The organism is Streptomyces akebiae, assembly GCF_019599145.1.
GTDB lineage: Bacteria > Actinomycetota > Actinomycetes > Streptomycetales > Streptomycetaceae > Streptomyces > Streptomyces akebiae.
Genome location: NZ_CP080647.1, coordinates 5,169,266 through 5,191,345, shown reverse-complemented (window position 1 = coordinate 5,191,345; position 22,080 = coordinate 5,169,266). Strand labels below are relative to the sequence as shown.

At 70.6% G+C, this 22,080-nt stretch carries 20 protein-coding genes and 1 tRNA gene; 14 read left to right on the top strand and 7 right to left on the bottom strand.

Annotation, left to right across the window (positions count from 1 at the left end; translation table 11 throughout):
- The first annotated feature begins 125 nt into the window (after positions 1–125).
- The 9 genes from K1J60_RS22295 to K1J60_RS22255 all read left to right on the top strand — a co-directional run bounded on the left by K1J60_RS22295 (position 126) and on the right by K1J60_RS22255 (position 10,536).
- A complete protein-coding gene (locus tag K1J60_RS22295; RefSeq protein ID WP_220647738.1) occupies positions 126–941 on the top strand; it encodes a hypothetical protein in 816 nt (271 codons plus the stop codon).
- 386 nt (positions 942–1,327) lie between these two features.
- Complete coding sequence (locus tag K1J60_RS22290; RefSeq protein WP_220647737.1) at positions 1,328–2,074, top strand: YcnI family copper-binding membrane protein; 747 nt, start codon at positions 1,328–1,330, stop codon at positions 2,072–2,074.
- 84 nt (positions 2,075–2,158) lie between these two features.
- The gene (locus K1J60_RS22285; RefSeq protein WP_220647736.1) at positions 2,159–2,833 is read left to right on the top strand and encodes an SCO family protein; all 675 of its coding nucleotides are present in this window, start codon (positions 2,159–2,161) and stop codon (positions 2,831–2,833) included.
- Positions 2,830–3,306: a copper chaperone PCu(A)C gene (locus K1J60_RS22280; protein WP_220647735.1), complete on the top strand. Its 477-nt coding sequence runs from the start codon at positions 2,830–2,832 to the stop codon at positions 3,304–3,306. Before K1J60_RS22285 ends, K1J60_RS22280 begins: the two co-directional genes overlap by 4 nt.
- Before the next feature lie 14 nt (positions 3,307–3,320).
- Positions 3,321–5,351 carry a copper resistance CopC/CopD family protein gene (locus K1J60_RS22275; RefSeq protein ID WP_220647734.1) on the top strand — a complete coding sequence of 677 codons (2,031 nt, stop codon included), beginning with the start codon at positions 3,321–3,323 and terminating at the stop codon, positions 5,349–5,351.
- Between the two features lie 8 nt (positions 5,352–5,359).
- A complete protein-coding gene (gene efeB / locus K1J60_RS22270) occupies positions 5,360–6,799 on the top strand; it encodes an iron uptake transporter deferrochelatase/peroxidase subunit (RefSeq protein ID WP_220647733.1) in 1,440 nt (479 codons plus the stop codon).
- Positions 6,800–6,858: 59 nt separating this feature from the next.
- Entirely contained in the window at positions 6,859–7,794 is a 936-nt protein-coding gene (pheA, locus tag K1J60_RS22265; protein ID WP_220647732.1) for a prephenate dehydratase, read from the top strand.
- 568 nt (positions 7,795–8,362) lie between these two features.
- A complete protein-coding gene (serS, locus tag K1J60_RS22260; protein ID WP_220647731.1) occupies positions 8,363–9,640 on the top strand; it encodes a serine--tRNA ligase in 1,278 nt (425 codons plus the stop codon).
- A gap of 47 nt (positions 9,641–9,687) precedes the next feature.
- On the top strand, positions 9,688–10,536 hold the full coding sequence (locus K1J60_RS22255) for an HAD family hydrolase (protein WP_220651624.1): 849 nt from the start codon (positions 9,688–9,690) through the stop codon (positions 10,534–10,536).
- A gap of 160 nt (positions 10,537–10,696) precedes the next feature.
- On the opposite strand, the gene K1J60_RS22250 is transcribed toward K1J60_RS22255, so the two are convergent.
- The 6 genes from K1J60_RS22250 to K1J60_RS22225 form a co-directional block, all read right to left on the bottom strand.
- Positions 10,697–10,780 (bottom strand) — tRNA-Ser (locus K1J60_RS22250).
- A 284-nt stretch (positions 10,781–11,064) separates the two neighbouring features.
- Entirely contained in the window at positions 11,065–11,316 is a 252-nt protein-coding gene (locus tag K1J60_RS22245) for an SGM_3592 family protein (protein WP_220647730.1), read from the bottom strand.
- A 144-nt stretch (positions 11,317–11,460) separates the two neighbouring features.
- Positions 11,461–12,180 carry an ABC transporter permease gene (locus tag K1J60_RS22240; protein ID WP_220647729.1) on the bottom strand — a complete coding sequence of 240 codons (720 nt, stop codon included), beginning with the start codon at positions 12,178–12,180 and terminating at the stop codon, positions 11,461–11,463.
- A 10-nt stretch (positions 12,181–12,190) separates the two neighbouring features.
- Positions 12,191–13,102, bottom strand: a complete 912-nt coding sequence (locus tag K1J60_RS22235; protein WP_220647728.1) for an ABC transporter ATP-binding protein — start codon at positions 13,100–13,102, stop codon at positions 12,191–12,193.
- Positions 13,099–14,037 (bottom strand): ABC transporter permease subunit, encoded by a 939-nt coding sequence (locus tag K1J60_RS22230; RefSeq protein ID WP_220647727.1) that lies wholly within the window; start codon positions 14,035–14,037, stop codon positions 13,099–13,101. The genes K1J60_RS22235 and K1J60_RS22230 overlap by 4 nt, the downstream gene beginning before the upstream one ends.
- On the bottom strand, positions 14,027–15,016 hold the full coding sequence (locus tag K1J60_RS22225; protein ID WP_220651623.1) for an ABC transporter ATP-binding protein: 990 nt from the start codon (positions 15,014–15,016) through the stop codon (positions 14,027–14,029). The genes K1J60_RS22230 and K1J60_RS22225 overlap by 11 nt, the downstream gene beginning before the upstream one ends.
- Before the next feature lie 376 nt (positions 15,017–15,392).
- Here K1J60_RS22225 and K1J60_RS22220 point away from each other — a divergent pair, with 376 nt between their 5' ends.
- From K1J60_RS22220 to K1J60_RS22200, 5 genes are all read left to right on the top strand, one after another.
- Positions 15,393–17,159 carry an SDR family oxidoreductase gene (locus K1J60_RS22220; protein ID WP_220647726.1) on the top strand — a complete coding sequence of 589 codons (1,767 nt, stop codon included), beginning with the start codon at positions 15,393–15,395 and terminating at the stop codon, positions 17,157–17,159.
- Positions 17,156–18,112, top strand: a complete 957-nt coding sequence (locus K1J60_RS22215) for a MerR family transcriptional regulator (RefSeq protein WP_220647725.1) — start codon at positions 17,156–17,158, stop codon at positions 18,110–18,112. Before K1J60_RS22220 ends, K1J60_RS22215 begins: the two co-directional genes overlap by 4 nt.
- A 141-nt stretch (positions 18,113–18,253) precedes the next feature.
- Positions 18,254–18,802 carry an RNA 2'-phosphotransferase gene (locus K1J60_RS22210; RefSeq protein ID WP_220647724.1) on the top strand — a complete coding sequence of 183 codons (549 nt, stop codon included), beginning with the start codon at positions 18,254–18,256 and terminating at the stop codon, positions 18,800–18,802.
- A gap of 36 nt (positions 18,803–18,838) precedes the next feature.
- Positions 18,839–19,741: an LLM class flavin-dependent oxidoreductase gene (locus tag K1J60_RS22205; RefSeq protein ID WP_220647723.1), complete on the top strand. Its 903-nt coding sequence runs from the start codon at positions 18,839–18,841 to the stop codon at positions 19,739–19,741.
- Positions 19,742–19,924: 183 nt separating this feature from the next.
- The gene (locus K1J60_RS22200; RefSeq protein ID WP_033530839.1) at positions 19,925–20,794 is read left to right on the top strand and encodes a Cof-type HAD-IIB family hydrolase; all 870 of its coding nucleotides are present in this window, start codon (positions 19,925–19,927) and stop codon (positions 20,792–20,794) included.
- A gap of 15 nt (positions 20,795–20,809) precedes the next feature.
- Here K1J60_RS22200 and K1J60_RS22195 read toward each other — a convergent pair whose 3' ends face one another.
- Positions 20,810–21,874: a peptidoglycan DD-metalloendopeptidase family protein gene (locus K1J60_RS22195; protein ID WP_220647722.1), complete on the bottom strand. Its 1,065-nt coding sequence runs from the start codon at positions 21,872–21,874 to the stop codon at positions 20,810–20,812.
- Between the last annotated feature and the right edge of the window lie 206 nt (positions 21,875–22,080).

Sequence of the window (22,080 nt, the reverse complement as noted above, 5' to 3'; positions counted from 1 at the left end):
GCCCGGAGCACCCCAGGTCTTTCGGACCGAACCCCCACATGAACACCGCCCCCCTCCCACCCCGTACCTCACCGCGTGAACCCGCCGAACCCAGCGGAGCGCCCCGGTGCGATGATGGGCCCGCCATGACTGCCCCCCACCCACGCCGGCCGACCGCCGCACGCCGCGCCCGCGCCGGAGGCGACCTCCGGGTCCTGCGGGCCGCGGTGTTCGCCGCGGTCTGCGTCGTGCTGGCCGGGGCCGGACACGCGCTCGCCTCGTGCGCGACGGTCCCGCTGTGGAGCCTGGGCGTGGGGTTCGCCGGCACCTTCTGCGTCGCCGCCGCGCTGGCCGGACGGCAACGCTCGCTCCCGGGCATCGCTGCGCTGCTGGCGGTGGGCCAGACCGTGCTGCACATCCTGTTCGGCCTGAACCAGCACGGGGCGACGGCCGCGTCACGCACCACGGAGACCATGGACGCCGCGCTCATCGAGCGCGCCGCCCGCTTCGTGTGCGGCACGACCGCCGCGGCCCTGAGCCCCGCACAGGCCCGGCGCATCCTCATCGACGCCGGGGTCGGCGGCACGCACGTCGCGCACGACCCCGCGGACGCCATGACGACCGCGCCGGGCTCCTCCGCCGCGCTCCTGCCGTCCCTGCCCATGCTGCTCGGCCATGTACTCGCGGCCGTAGCCGCCGGGTGGGTGCTGCGCCACGGCGACCTGGCGCTGCTCCGCCTGGCCCGGCTCGCGACCCAGGAACCGCTCGTGGGGTCGCTGCGCGGCGCGCTCGCGCTGGCGCGGGCCCTGCGGTCCGGGCTCCCGGGCGCGCCGGAGGCCGTTTCACGCGCCCCGCGAACGGTGTACGCGGCGCCCACCGCCATGCGGACGACCTCGCTCCAGCACACCGTCGTCCGACGCGGCCCTCCGACCGTCGCGCCCGCCTTCGCGCTCGTCGCCTGACCCGACGCACGCTCACTCCACACCAGGGAGAGGGAGTCCGTCACCCGGCGTCGAGATCCGCGCACCCGCTCCCGGCCCCGGCCCCGGCTCCGGCTCCGGCTCCGGCCCAGCGGCTCCGGACCCTGCGGCCCAGGCCTCGCGGCTCCAGCTCTGCGGCTCCCGGACTCGAACAGCGGCTCCCAGCCTCTGGTCCTGGTCCTGGTCTCGGTCCCGGCTCCGGACGTCGGCCCAGGCTCCGGCCCCGGCTGTCGGCTCCGGCCCTCGGCTGGGTGTCGGCTCGGCTGTCGGTCTCCGTACCGGCCTGGCCCGGCCCGGCTGGTCGGCTCACGGCGCGCGCTGTCCCTCGTCCTCTCTTCTCCCTCACTCACTGTGGAGTGTCACCAGTCATGAAGGCTTCTCGTATCGCCGCCGTCGGCGCCCTCGCCGGCTCGGCCGTCCTCCTCCTGTCCGGCCCCGCGTTCGCTCACGTCAGCGTCGCGGCGGAGGGCACGGCGGCCAAGGGCGGGTACGCGACCGTCAACTTCAAGGTCCCCAACGAGCGCGACGACGCCAGGACCACCAAGATCGAAGTGAACTTCCCGACCGACCACCCGCTCGCCTCGGCCCAGCCGGAGGCCATCCCCGGCTGGAAGATCCAGGTCACCAAGGCCACGCTCGACAAGCCGGTCGAACTGCACGGCGAGCAGATCGACGAAGCCGTCTCCAAGATCACCTGGACCGCCACCGGCGACGGCATCGCTGCGGGCTTCTTCCAGAAGTTCCCGGTCTCCATCGGTCAGCTGCCCGAGAACACCGACGAACTGGTCTTCAAGGCGATCCAGACGTACTCCAACAAGGAGGTCGTCCGCTGGATCGAGGTGCCGCAGGACGGCCAGGAGGAGCCCGAGAACCCGGCTCCGGTGCTCGCGCTGTCCGCCGCGTCCGACGACCACCACGGCTCGTCCGGCGCCTCCACCGCCTCCGACGAGTCGAAGGACGCCGACGACGCCGAGGCCGCGTCGAAGGAGACCACCGCCGCGCCCGCCGACAGCAGCGACACCACCGCCCGCGTCCTCGGCATCGTCGGCATCGTGGTCGGCGCCGCGGGCGTGGCGTACGGCGTCCTGGCCGGCCGTCGGCGCACGGACGCCTGAGTCTCCGGCTTCCCGCCAACTTCCCCTCGGCGCGCGCGTGGACGCCTCGTGCGCGCCGGGGCTCGAATCGACTGGACATTTCTCATGCGCACGAACACGAAGAAGAAGACGCTCGCGGCCGGTGCCCTGCTGGCCGCGGCCGTCCTCGGTCTCTCGGCCTGCGGCACGGGTGACGACTCCACCACGTCGGTCGCCGAGGTCTCCGACACCGGCCCGGAGCGGGCCGCCACGGTCCTGGACCAGCCGTTCACCAAGCCGGACCTGGTCCTCACCGACACGAACGGCAAGTCGTACGACCTCCGCAAGGAGACCGAGGGCAAGCCGACGCTGATCTACTTCGGCTACACCAACTGCCCCGACGTCTGCCCGCTCACCATGAACAACCTCGCGGTCGCCAAGAAGGAGGTCGCGAAGAAGGTGTCGAAGGCGGAGCTGGCGAACCTGCGGCTCGTCTTCGTCACCACCGACCCGGAGCGCGACACCTCGGCGGAACTGGGGAAGTGGCTCAAGGGCATCGACTCCGAGATCGTCGGCCTGACCGGCGACTTCGACGACATCCAGGCCGGCGCTCGCACCCTCGGCATCTCCATCGCCGCGCCGACCAAGGACAAGAACGGCAAGCCCGTCTCCGAGCACGGCACCCAGGTCATCGCGTTCTCGCCGAAGACCGACGGCGGCTACGTGCTGTACGGCGAGGACGCCACCGTGCAGGACTACGAGAAGGACCTGCCGAAGCTGCTCAAGGGCGAGAAGCCGTGAAACCACTGGCCGGCCCCGTCCTGATCACCGCCGCCGCGCTCGTCGCCCTGACCGGTTGCGGTGCCGGCGACTCCTCTTCCTCCGACTCCGCCGACTCCTCCGCCAAGCTGTCCGTGAAGGCGGCCTACATGCCGCAGCCCGTCACGGACTCCATGGCCGCCGGTTTCCTCGTCATCGAGAACGACGGCGGTACGGCGGACGAGCTGACCTCCGTCACCAGCGACCTCGCCCAGGACGTCACCGTCCACGAGACGACCGGGCAGTCCATGCAGGAGGTCGCGGGCCTGAAGGTCCCCGCCGACGGCGAACTCGTCCTGGAGAGCGGGGGAAACCACCTGATGTTCGAGAACCTGAAGCGCAAGCCGAAGGAAGGCGAGACGGTGTCCCTGCGGTTGAACTTCACCAAGTCCGAGGCCATCACGGTCGAGATGCCCGTGAAGTCGGCGACGTACCAGCCGACCAGCGGTCACTGAGGGAGGTAGCACCGGTGAGCCGGTTGAGGCCGTTGCTGTTGCTGTTGTTCGCCACCGTCGCAGCGCTGCTCGCCGGTGCCGTGCCCGTCTCCGCGCACGCCGCGCTGACCGGCAGCGACCCGCAACAGGGGTCGGTGGTCCAGGAGGCACCGGACCGGGTGTCGCTCACCTTCTCCGAGAAGGTCGCGATGTCCGACGGCTCGGTGCGCGTGTACGACCCCAAGGGCAAGGAGGCCGACACCGGTGAGGTCACCGACCTGGGCGGCAACAGCTACGCCGTCGGGCTGCACTCCGGCCTGCCCGACGGCACGTTCACCGTCACCTACCAGGTCGTCTCGGCGGACAGCCACCCCGTCGCCGGCGCCTTCACCTTCTCGGTCGGGGCGCCTTCCAAGACGACGGTCGCGGTGCCCGAGCAGGGGGCCGGAGGCGGGCTCGTCGGCGGCCTCTACGGCTTCGCACGCTATCTGTCGTACGCCGGTTTCATCCTGCTGGTCGGCGGCGCGGCCTTCGTGCTGGCCTGCTGGCAGCGCGGAGCGGGGATCCGGCCCGTGCAGCGGCTCGTGGTCTCCGGCTGGCTCGCGCTGACCACCGCCACCCTCGCGATGCTGCTGCTGCGCGGCTCGTACACCGGCTCCGGCAAGCTCGGCGACGTTTTCGACCTCGACCTCCTCGGCCAGGTCCTCCAGACGAAGACGGGCGCCGCCCTCGTCTCCCGTCTGCTGCTCCTCGCCGCGGCGGCACTGTTCATCGCGGTGCTGTTCGGCGCGTACGCGCGGCGGTACGAGGAGATCGAGGAGACCATCGGCACCGAGACCACCGGCACCGAGGGCTCTGAGGGCTCTGAGGGCTCTGCCGACGACGCGGACTCCGAGAACGACGCAGAGTCCGAGAGCGACGACGAGTCCCTCCAGCGGGACCTCACCTTCGGGCTGGCCATCGGCGGCGGCGTGGTCGCCGCGGGGCTCGCCGCGAGCTGGGCGATGGCCGAGCACGCCTCGACCGGTATCCAGACCGGCATCTCGATGCCCCTGGACGTCCTGCACCTCCTGGCGGTCGCCGCCTGGCTGGGCGGCCTGGCGACGCTGCTCGTGGCCCTCTTCCGGGCACCTGTCGACGCGCAGATCGAGAGGGGCGCCGTACGACGGTTCTCGCGGCTCGCGTTCGGCAGCGTGCTCGTGCTGACCGCGACCGGGATCTACCAGTCCTGGCGGCAGGTGGGCAGCTGGTCCGCGCTGACCGGCACGTCGTACGGACAGCTTCTCCTCGTGAAGATCGGGCTGGTCGCCGTGCTGGTCGGGATCGCGTGGATCTCGCGCCGGTGGACCTCGCAGCTGGCGGAGGCGCCGGCAGCGGTGGAAACGGAAGTCGCCGAGGGGAAGGAGGTCTCCGAGGAGGTCTCCGAGGCGAAGGAGCTGGCGCCCGCGCACGCCACGAGCGGCTCCACGAAGGCGACCGGCGAGGGTTCCGAGCGGGCCGCACAGCTCGCCCGGCAGCGGGCGGCGATGGCGAGCGCCCGCGAGAAGCGGATACGGAACGCGGATCCGGGCCGTTCGGGTCTGCGTCGGTCCGCGCTGGCGGAGGCGGGCGTCGCCGTCGTACTGCTCGCCGTCACGACGGTGCTGACGGCCACCGAACCGGGGCGCACCGTGGAGGAGGCCGAGGCGGCCAAGGCGGCCGTGGCACAGCAGGACAAGACGTCGGGGGCGCTGGCGCTGGACATCTCGTTCGACACCGGGGGCAAGAACGGCCAGGGCGTGGCCCGGCTGCAGATCGACCCCGCGCGGGTGGGCGCCAACGAGATGCACGTCTACGTCCAGGGACCCGACGGCAAGCCCTTCGACGTCCCCGAGGTGAAGGTCGCCTTCACCCTGGAGGCCAAGAAGATCGGCCCGCTGCCCGTGGTTCCCGACCGCGTCACCACAGGCCACTGGACGGCGAGTGGCGTACAGGTCCCCATGGCGGGCGACTGGAAGATCGAGATCACCGTACGGACATCTGACATCGACCAGGTGACCGTCAGCAAGAACGCGAAGATCGGCTGAAACACATCATGGCTGACCAGGACCTCGTCGAAGACGGCTCCGTGGCCCCGAGAGGGGCGCGGGGCGGTGCCGACCATGCGGCTTCCGCCGCGCCGACGCGAGCGACCACGCACGACTCACCGTCGCCGTCCGCGGGTGCGGAGCCGACGCGAGGGGCGGAACCGTCGCCCGGCCTCGCGAACGGGCCCCTCTCCCGGCGTCGGGTGCTCGGCACGGCCGGCGCGACCGGCCTCGCGCTCGGTGTGGCGGGCGGCGCCGCAGGCTATGCGGCCGGCTCGGCTTCCTCGTCCTCCTCGTCTTCCTCCGAGAAGGTCACCCCGCTGTCCTCCCTCGGCGCGGGGGAGGTGAGGTTTCACGTGAAACATCAGCCGGGGATCACGACCCCGCTCCAGGCCCGTGGCCATCTCGTGGCCTTCGACCTGGCCGCCGGGGCGGGACGCAAGGAGGCGGCGGCTCTGCTGCGTCGCTGGTCGGACACGGCCCGGCGGCTGATGGCGGGCGAGCCCGCGGCTCAGGACGACACGGATATCGCACTCGATGCGGGACCCTCGTCGTTGACGGTCACCTTCGGTTTCGGCCACAGCTTCTTCGCCCGTACCGGTCTGGAGAAGCAGCGCCCGGAATCCCTGGACCCGCTGCCGGACTTCTCCTCGGACCAGCTCGACAGGACGCGCAGCAACGGTGATCTGTGGGTGCAGATCGGGGCGGACGACGCGCTCGTCGCCTTCCACGCCCTGCGCGCGATCCAGAAGGACGCGGGCGGCGCGGCACGGGTGCGGTGGCAGATGAACGGCTTCAACCGCTCGCCGGGTGCCACGGCCCACCCCATGACCGCCCGCAATCTGATGGGGCAGGTCGACGGCACCCGCAACCCGAAGCCGACCGAGTCCGACTTCGACGAGCGGATCTTCGTGCCCGAGTCCGCATCACCGAGCACCTCCGGCGACCCCGCGTGGATGGCGAACGGCTCCTACGCGGTCGTACGCCGCATCCGCATGCTCCTCGACGACTGGGAACAGCTCTCGGTCAAGGAGCAGGAGGGCGTCATCGGGCGCCGGAAGTCGGACGGGGCGCCGCTGAGCGGGGGCACGAAGGCGACGGAGACAACCGCGATGGATCTGGAGAAGACGGACGCCCAGGGCAATCTCCTCGTCCCGATCAACGCGCACGCCCGCATCACCCGCCCCGACCAGAACGGTGGTGCGGCCATGCTGCGCCGCCCGTTCTCCTTCCACGACGGCATCGACGCGAAGGGCGTCCCCGACGCCGGTCTCCTCTTCGTCTGCTGGCAGGCCGACCCCCTGCGGGGCTTTGTCACCGTCCAACGCAAACTCGACCGCGGCGACGCGCTGTCGAAGTTCATCCGCCACGAGTCGAGCGGCCTCTTCGCGGTGCCGGGAGGCGCGGCGGAGGGGGAGTACGTGGGGCAGGGCTTGCTGGAGGGCTGACGACCCCGCTGCCGGGCCGAGGGTCGTACTGCTGGACCGAGGCCCATTAGGGTGAGTCCATGCCAGCCAGCTACGTGTACCTCGGCCCCGAGGGCACCTTCACCGAGGTCGCCCTGCGCACGCTGCCGGAGTCCGCGACCCGCGAGCTCGTCCCGATGGTCTCCGTGCCCGCCGCACTCGACGCCGTCCGCAACGGCGAGGCCGAGGCCGCGTTCGTCCCGATCGAGAACTCCGTGGAGGGCGGCATCACGACCACGCTCGACGAGCTGGTCGCCGGAGCCCCGCTGATGATCTACCGCGAGGTCCTTCTCTCGATCACCTTCGCGCTGCTGGTCCGGCCGGGCACCCAGCTCTCGGACATCAAGACGGTCACCGCCCACCCGGCCGCCCAGCCGCAGGTCCGCAACTGGATGAAGGCCAACCTCCCGCCCGACGTCGTCTGGGAGTCCGCCGCCTCGAACGCCGACGGCGCCCGTCTCGTCCAGGAGGGCCGTTACGACGCCGCCTTCGCCGGCGAGTTCGCGGCCTCCCGCTACGGCCTGGAGGCCCTGGAGACCGAGATCCACGACGCGGAGAACGCCCAGACCCGGTTCGTCCTGGTCGGCCGCCCCGCGCGGCCCGCCGCCCCGACCGGCTCCGACAAGACGTCCGTCGTCATCTGGCAGCGCGACGACCACCCCGGCGGGCTGCGCGACCTGCTCGGCGAGTTCGCCGTCCGTGGCGTCAACCTGATGCTCCTGCAGTCCCGCCCGACCGGCGAGGGCATCGGCAACTACTGCTTCGCCATCGATGCGGAGGGCCACATCTCCGACCGGCGGGTGGCGGAGGCGCTGATGGGCCTCAAGCGGATCTGCCTCCAGGTCCGCTTCCTCGGTTCGTACCCGCGTGCGGATGCCGCCACCGCGAAGGTACGGCCCACACTGCCGGGCACGTCCGATGCCGAGTTCGTGGCCGCGGCGGACTGGGTGGCGCGCTGCCAGGACGGCCGGTTCTGATCCGGCCCACCGCCGGTGCTACCTGTCTATTTTATTTGTCCACAGAAGTTATCCACAGGGCGCCTTCTCGACCTGGGGACAAGTCGACAACACAGCCCCACTCAGTCGACAAATCGCCTTCATGGGCCCTCTGTGTCCACAACCCCGTGGGTCACCCTTCGTCCATGTGTCTCCTCACGTCAATCCTTTAGAGCGACCCATTCCCCCGCGAATCCACTCGAAAGTGGGCGTGAAGGTGGTTTGGGTCGGGAATCCTCAAGGCGGAGCCCGATTTCCCCAGTGATCTTTCCCGGCGTCCACAGATCTTTCGCACAGCCTGTGGATAACTCTGCGGCACCGTGGATTCCTGTGGACGACCGATCCCCAAGTCCCTTGCGGCACAAGGAAGTCGAGTCAATCAGGCGCCGAACCTCTGCCCCCTTCAGGGGGTCGCGCCCCGGTTCATTGACTTTCACCGGCACCGGCCAGGCCCTGCCCACGTGATCGACATTCCAGCCAAAGATCCAGATAAAGGGCGTACAGCGAATTCAAGTCGTGGGCCGGAACCACGCACCGGTAGCCTTGTGGGGTGATTGACCTTCGCCTGCTCCGTGAGGACCCCGACCGTGTGCGCGCGTCCCAGCGCGCCCGTGGAGAGGACGTCGCGCTCGTCGACTCCCTCCTGTCCGCCGACGAGCGGCGCAGGTCGTCCGGCGTCCGCTTCGACGAGCTCCGCGCCGAGCAGAGGTCGCTCGGCAAGCTGATTCCCAAGGCCTCCGCCGACGAGAAGGCCGAGCTGCTCAAGCGCGCGGAACAGCTCAAGGCCGACGTCAAGGCCGCCGACGCCGAGCGCGACGCGGCCAACACCGAGACCCAGGAGCTTCTCCTCCAGCTCGGCAACCTCGTCCACCCCGACGTCCCCGTCGGCGGCGAGGAGGACTTCGTCACGCTGGAGACGCACGGCGACATCCGTGACTTCACGGCCGAGGGCTTCGAGCCGAAGGACCACCTGGAACTCGGCACGATCCTCGGCGCCATCGACACCGAGCGCGGCGCCAAGGTCTCCGGCTCGCGCTTCTACTTCCTGACGGGCGTCGGCGCCCTCCTCGAACTGGCCCTGGTCAACGCGGCGATCGCCCAGGCCACCGCGGCCGGCTTCACCCCGATGCTCACCCCGGCGCTGGTCCGCCCGCAGTCGATGGCCGGCACCGGCTTCCTCGGCCAGGCCGCCCAGGACGTCTACCACCTCGACAAGGACGACCTGTATCTGGTCGGTACCTCCGAGGTCGCGCTGGCGGCGTACCACATGGACGAGATCATCGACGCCGACCGCCTCCCCCTGCGTTACGCGGGCTTCTCCCCCTGCTTCCGCCGCGAGGCCGGTTCGCACGGCAAGGACACCCGGGGCATCTTCCGCGTCCACCAGTTCGACAAGGTCGAGATGTTCTCGTACGTCGCGCCGGAGGACTCGCAGGCCGAGCACCAGCGCCTGCTGGACTGGGAGAAGCAGTGGCTGACGTCGCTCGAACTGCCCTTCCGCGTCATCGACGTCGCCTCCGCCGACCTCGGCTCCTCGGCCTCGCGCAAGTTCGACTGCGAGGCGTGGATCCCGACCCAGGGCAAGTACCGCGAGCTGACCTCGACGTCCGACTGCACGGAGTTCCAGTCGCGCCGCCTGCAGATCCGCGTCCGTGACGGCAAGCAGGTCAAGCCGCTGGCCACGCTCAACGGCACGCTCTGCGCCGTCCCGCGCACCATCGTGGCGATCCTGGAGAACCACCAGCAGGCCGACGGCTCGGTCCGCGTCCCCGAGGTCCTCCGCCCGTACCTGGGCGGCCGCGAGGTGCTGGAGCCGGTAGCCAAGTGAGCGAAGCGGCAGCCACCGGGGGCTCCACGGACTCCGGCAAGACCACGATGTCCGAGGCGCCCGGCGCGTCCGGGGTCTCCGAACCGTCCGTGCGGCCCCCGGGCTTCCCCTACAAGCTGATCGCGACCGACCTCGACGGAACGCTCCTCGGTTCCGACGACTCGGTCTCCCCGCGCACCCGTGAAGCGCTCGCCGCGGCCACCGCGGCGGGCGCCGCCCACATCGTCGTCACCGGCCGGGCCGTCCCCTGGACCCGCCACATCCTCGACGACCTCGGCTACCGGGGACTGGCCGTCTGCGGCCAGGGCGCACAGGTCTACGACGCCGGAGAGCACCGGCTGCTCACGGCCGTCACCCTCGACCGGCAACTCGCCGCGGTCGCCCTCGCCAAGATCGAGGCGGAGGTCGGCCCCCTGCACCTGGCCGCCAGCCGCGCGGGCCTGGACGGCGAGATCCTGGTCGGTACCGGGTACGCCCTGCACGGCTCGCTCCCCACCACTCCGCTCACGGACGTGTCCGACCTCTGGGCGGCCCCACTGAACAAGATCTACATACAGCACCCCACCCTGACGTCCGACGAACTCACCGAGGCCTCCCGCCAGGCCGCCGGCGGCTTCGTCACGGTCGCCATGGCCGGTGAGGGCATCGTCGAGCTCCTCCCCCTCGGCCTCACCAAGGCCACGGGTCTCTCTCTCGCCGCCCGCCGCCTCGGCGTGAAGCGCACGGACACCATCGCCTTCGGCGACATGCCCAACGACATCCCCATGTTCACCTGGGCCACCCACGGCGTAGCCATGGCCAACGCCCATCCCGACCTCAAGGCCATCGCCGACGAGGTGACGTCTTCCAACGAGGACGACGGCATCGCCGAGGTACTGGAACGCCTGCTGCCCTGAGAACGAGGGCCACGGATTCCGGGCATCCCGTCGCCACTGCCTCGCGAGCCTCTCGGCACGTACGCCCGGCCAGACGACCCGGCCGAGCCACTGCGACTGCGACTGCGACTGCGACTGCGACTGCGACTGCGACTGCGACTGCGACTGCGACTGCGAACGGCGGAGGATGCACGGATCGAACGTGCGCGGGCAGAACCCGACCACGGCTTAGCAAGCCGGTGCCTTACCACTCGGCCAATCCTCCGGGTGGGCGGCCCACGCGAAGCGATTCGCGCGCTCGAAGCGGCCGCCCCGGGCAACTCCCCACTGGGGGGGGCGGACTCGACGGAGGGGTAACTACTCCGGAGCCCGCCGTGGGCTGCCCTACAGGGAACTCGGCGTACTGCGCCTGAAGGACAGCATCGCCGGGCTCCTCTCCCAGAACGTGGCGCCGACTCGATCCGGCGACTGGACATCAACCACTGTGCCCGGCAGCCGGGTTGTCCGCCACCGAATATCGGTCGCCCGGCCCTCGGCCACGCCGAACGGTCAACCGCGGCGCCACTTGCGGCGTCGCGCCTTGCTGAAGAACCACCCGGCGGGCGGTTCGTCCGAGCGCCAGGGCTGGGGATCCGGGGCCTGTCGCCGCCACCGCGCCGCCAACATCCTGGCCCGCGCCGACGGTTCGGCCGTATCGGCGGACCGTATGAAGTCCTCGTCCAGCACGAGGTCGTCCCAGACGTCCTCACCCGCGTCCCGCGTCTCGCCGCCGTCCGACGAGCCCTCCGACTCCGCTGTCATCCCCGTGCCCTCCCGCCCTCCGGCCGCCCTTCCTGGCCGCGTATTGCCCCGTGTTTCCGTCCTGCCAGTCTGCCTGGACGTGCGTGAAGCCTCCGTCAAGAGCAAAGGAGGGGCCTCCGGGGCGGATCGCCCCGGAGGATTCCGTCACTCCTCGCCGGCGAGCTTCAGCGTCCGCAGTTTCTGCCCCGCGTACCAGGTCGCGCCCGCGGTGACGACCGTCAACAGGACCACCGCGGTCGGCAGTCCGACGTCGGAGGTCACCAGACCGCCGTCGGTGACCTTCTGGGCGACGGCGAGGGCCCACTGCTGGACGCTGAGGGTGCGCGCTCCGTCCACCAGGGACCCGAAGAGGGTCTCCCAGACGAGTGCGTACACGAGCCCGAAGACGACCGCGTGCCGGGTGACCGTCCCGAGGAGCAGGAACATCGCGGCGTACGCGATCGAGGCGACCAGCGCCGCCACCGTGTACGCGACCGCGATCTGCTGCCCGTTGCCGTTCAGGATCAGACCCGCGATCAGCGTCGGCACGGCCGAGAAGGCCATGGTCACCGCGATCGCCACGATCAGCTTGGTGACGATGATCGTCGGCCGCTTCACAGGCTTGGCCAGCAGATACACCACGGAACCGTCGTCGATCTCCGGTCCGATCGCGCCTGTTCCCGCGATGACGCCGATGATCGGCACCATCGTGGCGAGCGCGAATCCGCCCAGGAGATCCGCGGCCACCTGGTCGTCGGCACCGCTCAGGGCGCGCACGGCCACGGAGAGCACGATCAACAGGGCGGGCAGCGCGCTGAGGATGAGGGCCCGGCGGCGGCCGAGCAGGGCCCGGTAGGTGAGCCGGGCGACTGTGGGGTCGTACATGTTCGGCCTCCTACGCCGCGACGAGATACGAGAAGACGGACTCGAGGGACTCGTCCGACGGTGAGACCGTGAGCAGACGGATGCCGTGGTCCCGGGCCACCCTCGGCAGCAGTGTCGTGAACCGGCCGAAGTCGACGGCCTGGATACGCAACGCGCCCTCGGTCGGATCCACTTCGATCCCGGCGGTCGACGGATCGGCGATCAGCGCGGCGGCCAGGGCCCGGTCGTCGCTGGAGCGCACCAGATAGCGGTGCGGGCGATCCGTCATCAGTCGGCGGATGCGCCGGAAGTCGCCGCTCGCCGCGTGCCGTCCGGCGACGATCACCTCGATGTGTGCCGCCAACTGCTCGACCTCTTCGAGGATGTGGGACGAGAAGAGCACCGTGCGCCCCTCGTCGCCCATCCGCCGCAGCAGGTCCATGAGCTGCATGCGCTGGCGCGGATCCATGCCGTTGAACGGCTCGTCCAGCAGCAGCAGTGACGGTTCGTGGACCAGCGCCGACGCCATCTTCACGCGCTGGCGCATGCCCTTGGAGTACGTCGAGATCTTGCGGTCCTGCGCGTACTCCATCTCCACCGTGGCCAGCGCCCGCTGGGCCGCCGTCGCCCCGAGGCCGTGCAACTCGGCGTTGGCGACGACGAATTCGCGGCCCGTGAGGAAGTCGTACATCGCCTCGCGTTCGGGGACGATGCCGATGTGCTTGTAGATCTGCTCGTTGCGCCACACCGGCGTGCCGTCGAGGGTGACGGAGCCCGTGGAGGGGGCGAGGAAGCCGCCCATCATGTTGATGAGGGTGGACTTGCCGGCGCCGTTCGGGCCGAGGAGGCCGGTGACACCGGGGCCGATCGTCATCGTGACGTCGTTGACCGCCACCACGTTGCCGAACCAGCGTGAGACGTGGTCGATGTTGAGCGTGGTCACAGCCCGACCTTTCGGTAGCGGCGCATCAGCAGGCCGTAGGAGCCTGCGATGAGACCCAGGACGACGAGGACGTAGAGGGCGCCCTGCCCGCCGGAGGGCCCGTGCCCGCCGGGGAAGGCCGAGGTGGCGCCCAGGAAGGCGGTCTGCACACCGTCGATCAGCGTGATGGGCGAGAAGAACCCGAGCCAGGGCACCGCGTCCGAGCTGTTCTGCTCGGTGGCGATGGCCTGGACGACGGACACAGCGCCGTAGGAGATGGTCAGGACGGCGATGACGGCCGCGATGCCGAAGCCCCGACGCGGGGTGACCGCCGAGATCACCAGGCCGATACCGGCGAAGAGGAGCGACAGCAACGCCACGGACACCAGTCCCTGTGCCAATCCCTTGGTCTGGTCGGTGAAGTCGAGCTTGGCCAGCAGCGCGCCGACGTAGAGCACGAGCAGGGGGACCGCCGTGAGGATGAACAGCGCCGAGGTCAGCGCCGCGAACTTCGCGCGGACGTAGTCGGCGGTCTCGATCGGGCGCGAGAAGTACAGCGGTACGGTCTTGAAGCGCAGGTCGCGCGAGACGGACTGAGGCGCCTGGGAGGCGACGTACAGGCCGATGACGGCCTGCATGATGACCGCGTAGTCGGTGTACTTGACGGGCAGGTCGTTGGCCTGGGTGGCGACCGCGACCGCCACCATGATGGCCGCCGGCACGCACATCACCGCGAAGAGGAGCATGGGCAGCACCTTGGACTTGGCCGAGCGGCCCAGTCCGTACGCGCCGCGCAGCGACTGCGAGTACAGCGAGCGCCGGGCGTAGGCGCGGCCGAGGCGGGGGCCGTCGTAGGAGCGGTATCCGATGTTGTGGATACGGCTCTGCTCGCCCGTGCGGGCGGGCTGTCCGCCACCGAGGGACGGTGCCTGTGCACCGTGCTGCTCAACCGCCATGGCCGACCGCCTCCTTTCCTGCGTCCTGGGCGCTCCGGGTGCCGCTCTGCTCGTCGTTGTCCTGGAAGACCTCGGCGATCTGGTGCCTGCGCTGCTCCATACGGACCAGGCCGAGGCCCAGGTCGGCGACGACGTCGCGGATCAGGTCGTAGGTCTCCTCGCCCTCGGCTGTGAGCAGCAGGATGTGCCCGGCACCCGGGAGGCCGCTGCCGTCGGAGACGGTGACTCCGCGCGCGTGGAGAGCCTGACGCAGCGCGCCGGTGCCGTCCGGGTGCTCGTCGCTGTCGGTGACCTCGATCGCGAGGGTCGCCGTGCTCTGGGTGAAGTCCCTGGTGGAGCTGGACCGCAGGAGCTTGCCGCCGTCGACCACGACCACGTGGTCGCAGGTGCGCTCCAGCTCGCCGAGCAGGTGCGAGGTGACGAGGACGGAGATGCCGAAGTCGGTGTGGATGCGGCGGATGAGGCCGAGCATCTCGTCCCGGCCGACCGGGTCCAGGCCGTTGGTCGGCTCGTCCAGGAAGACCAGTTGCGGATCGTGCACCAGGGCCTGGGCGAGTTTCACCCGCTGTTTCATGCCGGTGGAGTAGCCGCCTATGGGGCGGTACCGCTCCTCGTACAGACCGACATGGCGCAGGGTGTCCGCGGTGCGCTCTCGCGCGGCGGTCGGCGGGAGTCCGGACATGCGGGCCATGTGCACGACGAACTCGGTGGCCGAGACGTCGGGCGGCAGGCAGTCGTGCTCCGGCATGTACCCCACGCGCTCGCGGATGGCGCCGCCCTTGGTGGCGACGTCGAGGCCGAGCACCTCGGCACGGCCCTCCGACGCGGGGGACAGACCCAGCAGGATTTTGATCAGTGTGGACTTGCCGGCGCCATTGGCACCGACGAGTCCGGTCACACCGGGTCCGATGTCCACGGAGAGCCGGTCAAGAGCGGTCACCCTCGGGAACCGCTTGCTCAGGCTTTCGGTCGCGATCACAGTCACGATTTAGACATTAGGGGCGCGGGCCGCCGCGGTCGTCACCCCGCAGAGCTGTCTCGGTCTCACCCTCGAGTCGTACGGGCTCCTAGGGGGCGTCCACCGCCGGTCCCCCTAGGGGTCACCCTGAGGTCGAACACCCGGACGGAGCCGAGCCGTGCGCGGGCCGCCGTCATGGGAGGGAACGAACGGGGTCGCGGTTTCGTGCCCCCGTATTCGCCGCCTTCTTCGCCCGCCGGTTGTCCACAGCCCGAACGCGCCCGTTGACGCAGCCACCACTCACTGGCACATTCATTGGTGTCACATCATGAACACGGACCGTGATCGACGACGTCGACGGGGCAGTGACCACCGATGGACGGCCGAAGGGGGAGACATGACGGACGCGGGCACGCTCGAAGGTGCGCGGGTACGCAGGGTGCGCACGGACGGAATCGAGCTGAGCGTCGCCGAACTCGGCGACACGGAGCGTCCGACCGTCCTGCTCGTGCACGGCTATCCCGACTCCAAGGAGGTCTGGTCCGAGGTCGCCGTACGGCTCGCGGAGCGCTTCCACGTGGTGCTGTACGACGTGCGCGGCCACGGCGGTTCCACGGCGCCCGAGCCGCTGCGCGGCGGATTCACGCTGGAGAAGCTGACGGACGACTTCCTGGCGGTCGTGGACGCCGTCAGCCCGAACCGCCCCGTGCACCTGGTGGGACACGACTGGGGGTCGGTCCAGGGCTGGGAGTTCGCGACGGTCGAGCGCACCGAGGGGCGCATCGCGTCCTTCACCTCGATGTCCGGCCCCTCCCTCGACCACCTGGGGCACTGGATCAAGCGGCGGGTGAGGCGCCCGACCCCGCGCCGGATCGGCCAACTGCTGGGCCAGGGCGCCAGATCCTGGTACGTCTACGTGCTGCACACCCCTGTGCTGCCCGAGATCGCCTGGCGCGGCCCCCTCGGCAAGTGGTGGCCCGGCCTGGTCAGAAGGGCCGAGAGGCTGCCCCGGGGCGACTACCCCGGCGCGTCGTTGCCCACCGACGCCGCGCACGGGGCATGGCTGTACCGGGACAACCTGCGAACTCGTCTGACCGACCCCCGGGACGACGCGTACGCCCATGCGCCCGTCCAGCTCATCACCCCCCTGGGTGACCAGTTCCTCTCCGAGCGGCTCTACGACGACCTGGAATCGTGGGCGCCGCAACTCACCCGCCGCACTCTGCCCGACAAGCACTGGATCCCGCGCACGCGGCCGGATCAGCTGGCCGCGTGGATCACCGAGTTCGTCACGGCGACCGAGCAAGGGCACCGGGCGCCGATGGCCGCCGGGAAGCACACGGACCGATTCGGCGGGCAGTTGGTGCTGGTCACCGGAGCGGCCGGCGGTATCGGCCGGGCCACGGCCCTCGCGTTCGCCGAGGCGGGAGCACGCGTCGTCGCCGTCGACGTGGACGCCGAAGGAGCGGCCCGCACCGCGGAGTCGTCCCGGCGGGCGGGCGCGCCCGAAGCCTGGGCGGAGACGGTCGACGTCTCGGACGAGCAGGCCATGGAGAAGCTCGCCGAGAGGGTCGCCACCGAGTACGGCGTGATCGACGTGCTGGTGAACAACGCGGGGATCGGACTGTCCGGGGCCTTCCTGGACACCACCTTCGAGGACTGGCGCAAGGTCCTCGACGTCAACCTGTGGGGCGTGATCCACGGCTGTCGGCTCTTCGGCAGACAGATGGCCGAGCGAGGCCAGGGCGGCCACATCGTCAACATCGCCTCGGCCGCGGCCTATCTGCCCTCCAGGTCGCTGCCCGCGTACAGCACCTCCAAGGCGGCGGTCCTGATGCTGAGCGAGTGCCTGCGCGCGGAGCTGGCCGGGCGGAAGATCGGGGTGTCGGCGATCTGTCCCGGCATCGTCAACACCGGCATCACCTCGACCGCACGCTTCGCGGGGGTCGACGCCGAAGAGGAGAAGCGCCGACAGCGGAGGACCGCGAAGCTCTACGGACTGCGGAACTACCCGCCGGAGAAGGTCGCGGAAGCCGTTCTGCGCGCGGTCGTCCGTGACCAGGCGGTCGTCCCCGTCACCCCGGAAGCCCGCGGCGGACGCCTCATGTCCCGGTTCGCCCCCCGCGCTCTGCGCGCGCTCGCCCGCCTGGAGCCGCCGCTGTGAGCCGTCGGGACGAGCGGAGCGAGCAGGACGACGTGGCGGCGGGGGCCGTGTATCGCATCGACGACCTGGCGCACCGCAGCGGCACCACGGTCCGGACGATCCGCGCCTACCAGGACCGCGGACTGCTGCCCAGCCCCGACCGGCGCGGACGCGCGAACGTGTACTCCGACGCGCATCTGACCAGACTGCGCCAGATCGCCGACCTCCTCGACCGCGGCTACACCCTCGCCTCCATCAAGGAGCTTCTGGATGCCTGGGACACGGGCCGTGGTCTCGGCGGGATCCTCGGCCTGGCCGCGGAGGTCGAGGGGCCGTGGACCGACGAGAAGGCCGTACGGATCTCGCGGGCCGAGTTGGCCGAGCGGTTCGGTGGCGCCCCCGACGAGACGGCGGTGGCGGACGCGGTCGACCTGGGCGTGCTGGTGCCGGTCCCGGACGAGGAGAACCTGTTCCTCGTTCCGAGCCCCCAAGAGCTCGCCGTGGCAGCCGAGTTGCACGCCGCGGGCGTCCCCCTGTCCGCGATCGGGGATCATCTCAGGGAGTTGAGGGGGCAGGTCGAGCACATCGCCACCCGCTTCCTGGAGTTCACCACCGAGCACGTGTTCGCCCACGCCATCGGGAAGCACCAGCCGCCGACCGAGGCCGACGCGGTCGAGACGGCGGCACTCGTGCGACGGTTGAAGCCGCTCGCCCAGCAGACGGTGGACGCCGAACTCGCTCGTGCGATGCGGCTGTTCGCCACCCGACAGCTGCGCAGGCACCTCGACTTCGACGCCCCGGCCGAACGCGAGGAGGAGCCGCGTTCCGTGCTGATACAGGCGTCCACGATACGAGCCGTGGAGAGACTGGTTGGTCCGGAGCAGGTCTCGGCCTTCGTCACGGCGGCCGCCGAACGCGAGGTGCAGTCACGCACTTTGGACACACTGACAGCAAATATGCGCGAAAACGGATAAATTGATCAATCGACCTGAATCCGGCGGGCTGTTGTCCACAGAATCTTCAATTCCCCTGTGGATAACTACACTTGGCTGTGGATCAAACATCCGCGTCAAAATCAAGTGCGTGACGCGGGTCTCGCCAGGCACGCTGGCGAGATGAACGAACGACGTACCGTGAGAGTGTCGAAATACCTCTCGAAGCACCTGCGACACCAGCCGGAGCGGATCGGGCTCACGCTCGACGAGGGGGGCTGGGTCCGGATCGACACCCTCATGGAGGCGGCCGCCGCCCACGGTTTCCCCTTCACCAGGGCCGAGCTCGACCATGTGGTCGAGGCCAACGACAAGCGACGCTTCGCGGTCGAGGGCGACCGGATCCGCGCCAACCAGGGGCACACCGTCGAGGTCGACCTGGGACTGCCCCCGGCGACCCCGCCCCCGTACCTCTACCACGGCACCGTGGCGGCCTATCTGGGCGCGATCCGCGCCGAGGGGCTGCGCGCCATGAACCGGCACGACGTGCACCTCTCGCCCGACCGCGAGACCGCCACCCGCGTCGGCGCCCGCCGCGGCCGCCCCGTCGTGCTGTCCGTGGACGCGGGCGCCATGCACCGCGACGGTCACGTCTTCCGTGTCAGCGACAACGGGGTGTGGCTGACCGAGACGGTTCCGCCCCGGTACCTGCGGTTTCCGGAGTCGCACTGAGCGGGACCACTCGGCGGCTGCCCTTACGCTCGGGGTATGAGTCTGCGTCTGAGCACCGTGATCCTGCCGTACCTCCGCTGGCACGAGGGCGGCCGTGACATGTGGCAGCGGGCCGAGCAGCTCGGGTTCCACACCGCGTTCACCTACGACCACCTGTCGTGGCGAACCTTCCGGGACGGGCCCTGGTTCGGCGCCGTACCCACCCTGACCGCGGCAGCCGCCGTCACCGACCGCATCCGCCTCGGCACGCTCGTGACCTCGCCGAACTTCCGGCACCCGGTGACCCTCGCCAAGGAACTGATCTCCCTCGACGACATCTCCGGCGGCCGGCTCACCCTGGGCGTCGGCGCGGGCGGCACCGGCTTCGACGCCACCGCACTCGGGCAGGAACCGTGGACGCCGCGTGAGCGTGCCGACCGTCTCGCCGAGTTCGTCCCCCTGCTCGACCGGCTGCTCACCGAGGACTCCGTCTCGTACGAGGGCGACTACTACTCCGCCCATGAGGCACGCAACATCCCCGGCTGCGTCCAGCGCCCCCGGCTGCCCTTCGCGGTGGCCGCCACCGGACCGCGCGGGATGCGACTGGCCGCACGGTACGGGCAGGCCTGGGTGACCACCGGGGACCCCAAACTGTTCGAGACGGGCACACCCGAGCAATCGGTTCGAGCCATTCGCGGACAGGTGGAGAAGCTGGCCGACACGGCCGCGGCGGTCGGCCGCGACGCGGCCAGGCTCGACAAGATCCTCCTCACCGGTTTCACCCCGGACCGCGGCCGTCCCCTGGAGTCGCTCGACGCCTTCGTGGACTTCGCGGGCCGCCACGCCGAACTGGGCATCACCGACCTCGTGATCCACTGGCCGATCCCGGACTCGGACTTCGCCGCGGACGAGAAGGTCTTCGAGCGGATCGCCATGGAGGCCCCGGCGCAGTTGGCGTGAGCGCCCGCCCGGAGCCGGCGCTCCCGAAGCCGGCGCTCCCCGGGGACACCACGACTCGAAGAGGTGCCGACGGCGTGAACAGCCGTCGGCAACAGGCCAGACAGTGGGTCAGCCGGGTCTCTGATCACTCACTTGTGCGGGCGCCCGCACGACCGTGCGCGCATATGCGCGACAATGGGGTCCGTGACCTCAGCGACGCGACAGCCCGAGACCCCGGCCCCGACCGTCCCTCTCCGGCTCATAGCCACGGACCTCGACGGCACCCTGCTCCGCGATGACAAGTCGGTCTCCCCCCGCACCGTCGCCGCCCTCGCGGCCGCGGAGGAGGCGGGCGTCGAGGTCTTCTTCGTCACCGGCCGCCCGGCCCGCTGGATGGACGTCGTCAGCGAGCACGTCCACGGTCACGGCCTGGCGATCTGCGGAAACGGCGCCGCCGTGGTCGACCTGCACGGTGGCCCCGGCGCCCACCGCTTCGTCAAGGTCCGCGAGCTGGCGCGCGAGAACGCGCTCGACGCGGTACGGCTGCTGCGTGAGGCCGCGCCGGGCACGGTGTACGCGGTCGAGCAGACGTACGGCTTCAACCAGGAGCCCGAGTACCCGAAGCTCCACATGGAGATCCCCGACATCCTGGCGCCCGCCGAGAAGCTGCTGGCCCCGGGCGGTGTGGCCGATCACGAGCCGGTGCTGAAGATCCTCGCGTACCACCCGGAGATCGACCCCGACGACTTCCTCGCCACCGCCCGCATCGCCGTCGGCGACCGTGCCACCATCACCCGCTCCAGCCCCAGTGCCCTGCTGGAGATCAGCGGGCCGGGCGTCTCCAAAGCCAGCACCCTCGCCCTGTGCTGCGCCGAGCGCGGTATCTCCCACGAGGAGGTCGTCGCCTTCGGGGACATGCCGAACGACGTCGAGATGCTCACCTGGGCGGGCCAGTCGTACGCCATGGGCAACGCGCACCCGGACGTCCTCGCGGCGGCCTCCGGCCGGACCGTGGCCAACAACGACGACGGCGTGGCGGTCGTGATCGAACGGCTGCTGGCGGAGCGGCTGTAGAGACCCGTCACCCGCCTACAACGTCACCCCGTGCTTCCGCAGCCACGGGACGGGGTCCACACCCGAGCCCAGCTCCGGAGTGACCCGCACCTCGAAGTGCAGGTGTGGTCCGGTGGAGTTTCCGGTGGTGCCCGACTGGCCGATCCACTGGCCCGGGCCCACCCGGTCCCCTTGGTCGACGGTGACGGCGGCGAGGTGCGCGTACTGCGAGAAGTACCCGTCCGCGTGCTTGACGACGATCTCGATGCCGAAGGCGCCACCGCACGACACCTTCACCACGCGCCCCGCACCGACCGCCCGCACCGGCGTGCCGATCGGTACCGCGAAATCCTGCCCCGTGTGCCGACTGGCCCAGCGCTCACCGCCGCTGCCGTAACCCGCGGAGAGTTCGTAGGTGGCCACCGGGGCGACCCACGCGCTCGACGGCTCGCCGTCCGGCTGGTCCATACGGACCGCTCCCCGGCAGGCGCCGGCCGCGACCGCTTCGTCGGCCTGGCCCTGGAGCGTCCACTGCGCCACTTCGAGCTTCTGCTCGATCGCCTTCTTGATCCCGGAGAGCCCGGCCTTCCACTCCTCCAGCGCTCGCCACGCCGTAGCCGCCCTCGCCTCGTCCGCGGCGAGCCTCGTTTCCGCGCGACGACTCTTGGTCACGGCGTTGTTGACGGCCAGATCGGCCTGCCAGGCCGCCCGCTGACCTCGCATCAGCTCCTCGGGGTCCTCCGCGAACAGCATCTGCGCGGTGTACGGCACCCCGCCGCCCTCGCGGTACTGGGCACGGGCGATCCGGCCGAGGTCGGCGTTGAGCACGGCGATCTGCTTCCGCTCCTTCGTGAGCAGCTTCTCCAGCCGCACCGTCTTCGCCCTCTGCGCCTCCGCCGCCTGCCGCCCCGCCTCGTACCGTTGTGTGGCCACCGCGGCCTCCTCGAACAGCCGCGCCACCCGGGCGCTGATGCCTTCCTCGGCGGACGGGCCCGGAGCCCCGCCGCGATCACTGGCGGCCGCTGTCGGCCGGGCCGCGACAGTGGCCGAGGCACACAGCACCAGGGCGACGAGCAGCGAGTGTCGGCGAGAGAAGCGCATATCAGCGATCGTGGACCTGACCCGCGCCGTAGTCCTGTTCGAGTCGTACGGCCGGGGGACACTCTGCCCCGGACGGCTCAAGGAATGGAGCCGAACAGGGTCCGGACCGCGGGGCGTTCGGCGCGGACCCTTGCAGCCGCGGAAGACCCGTACCGCCCGGGCCTGATCAACGGAACTCAACGGGGCTCAACGGCCGACCGTACGCC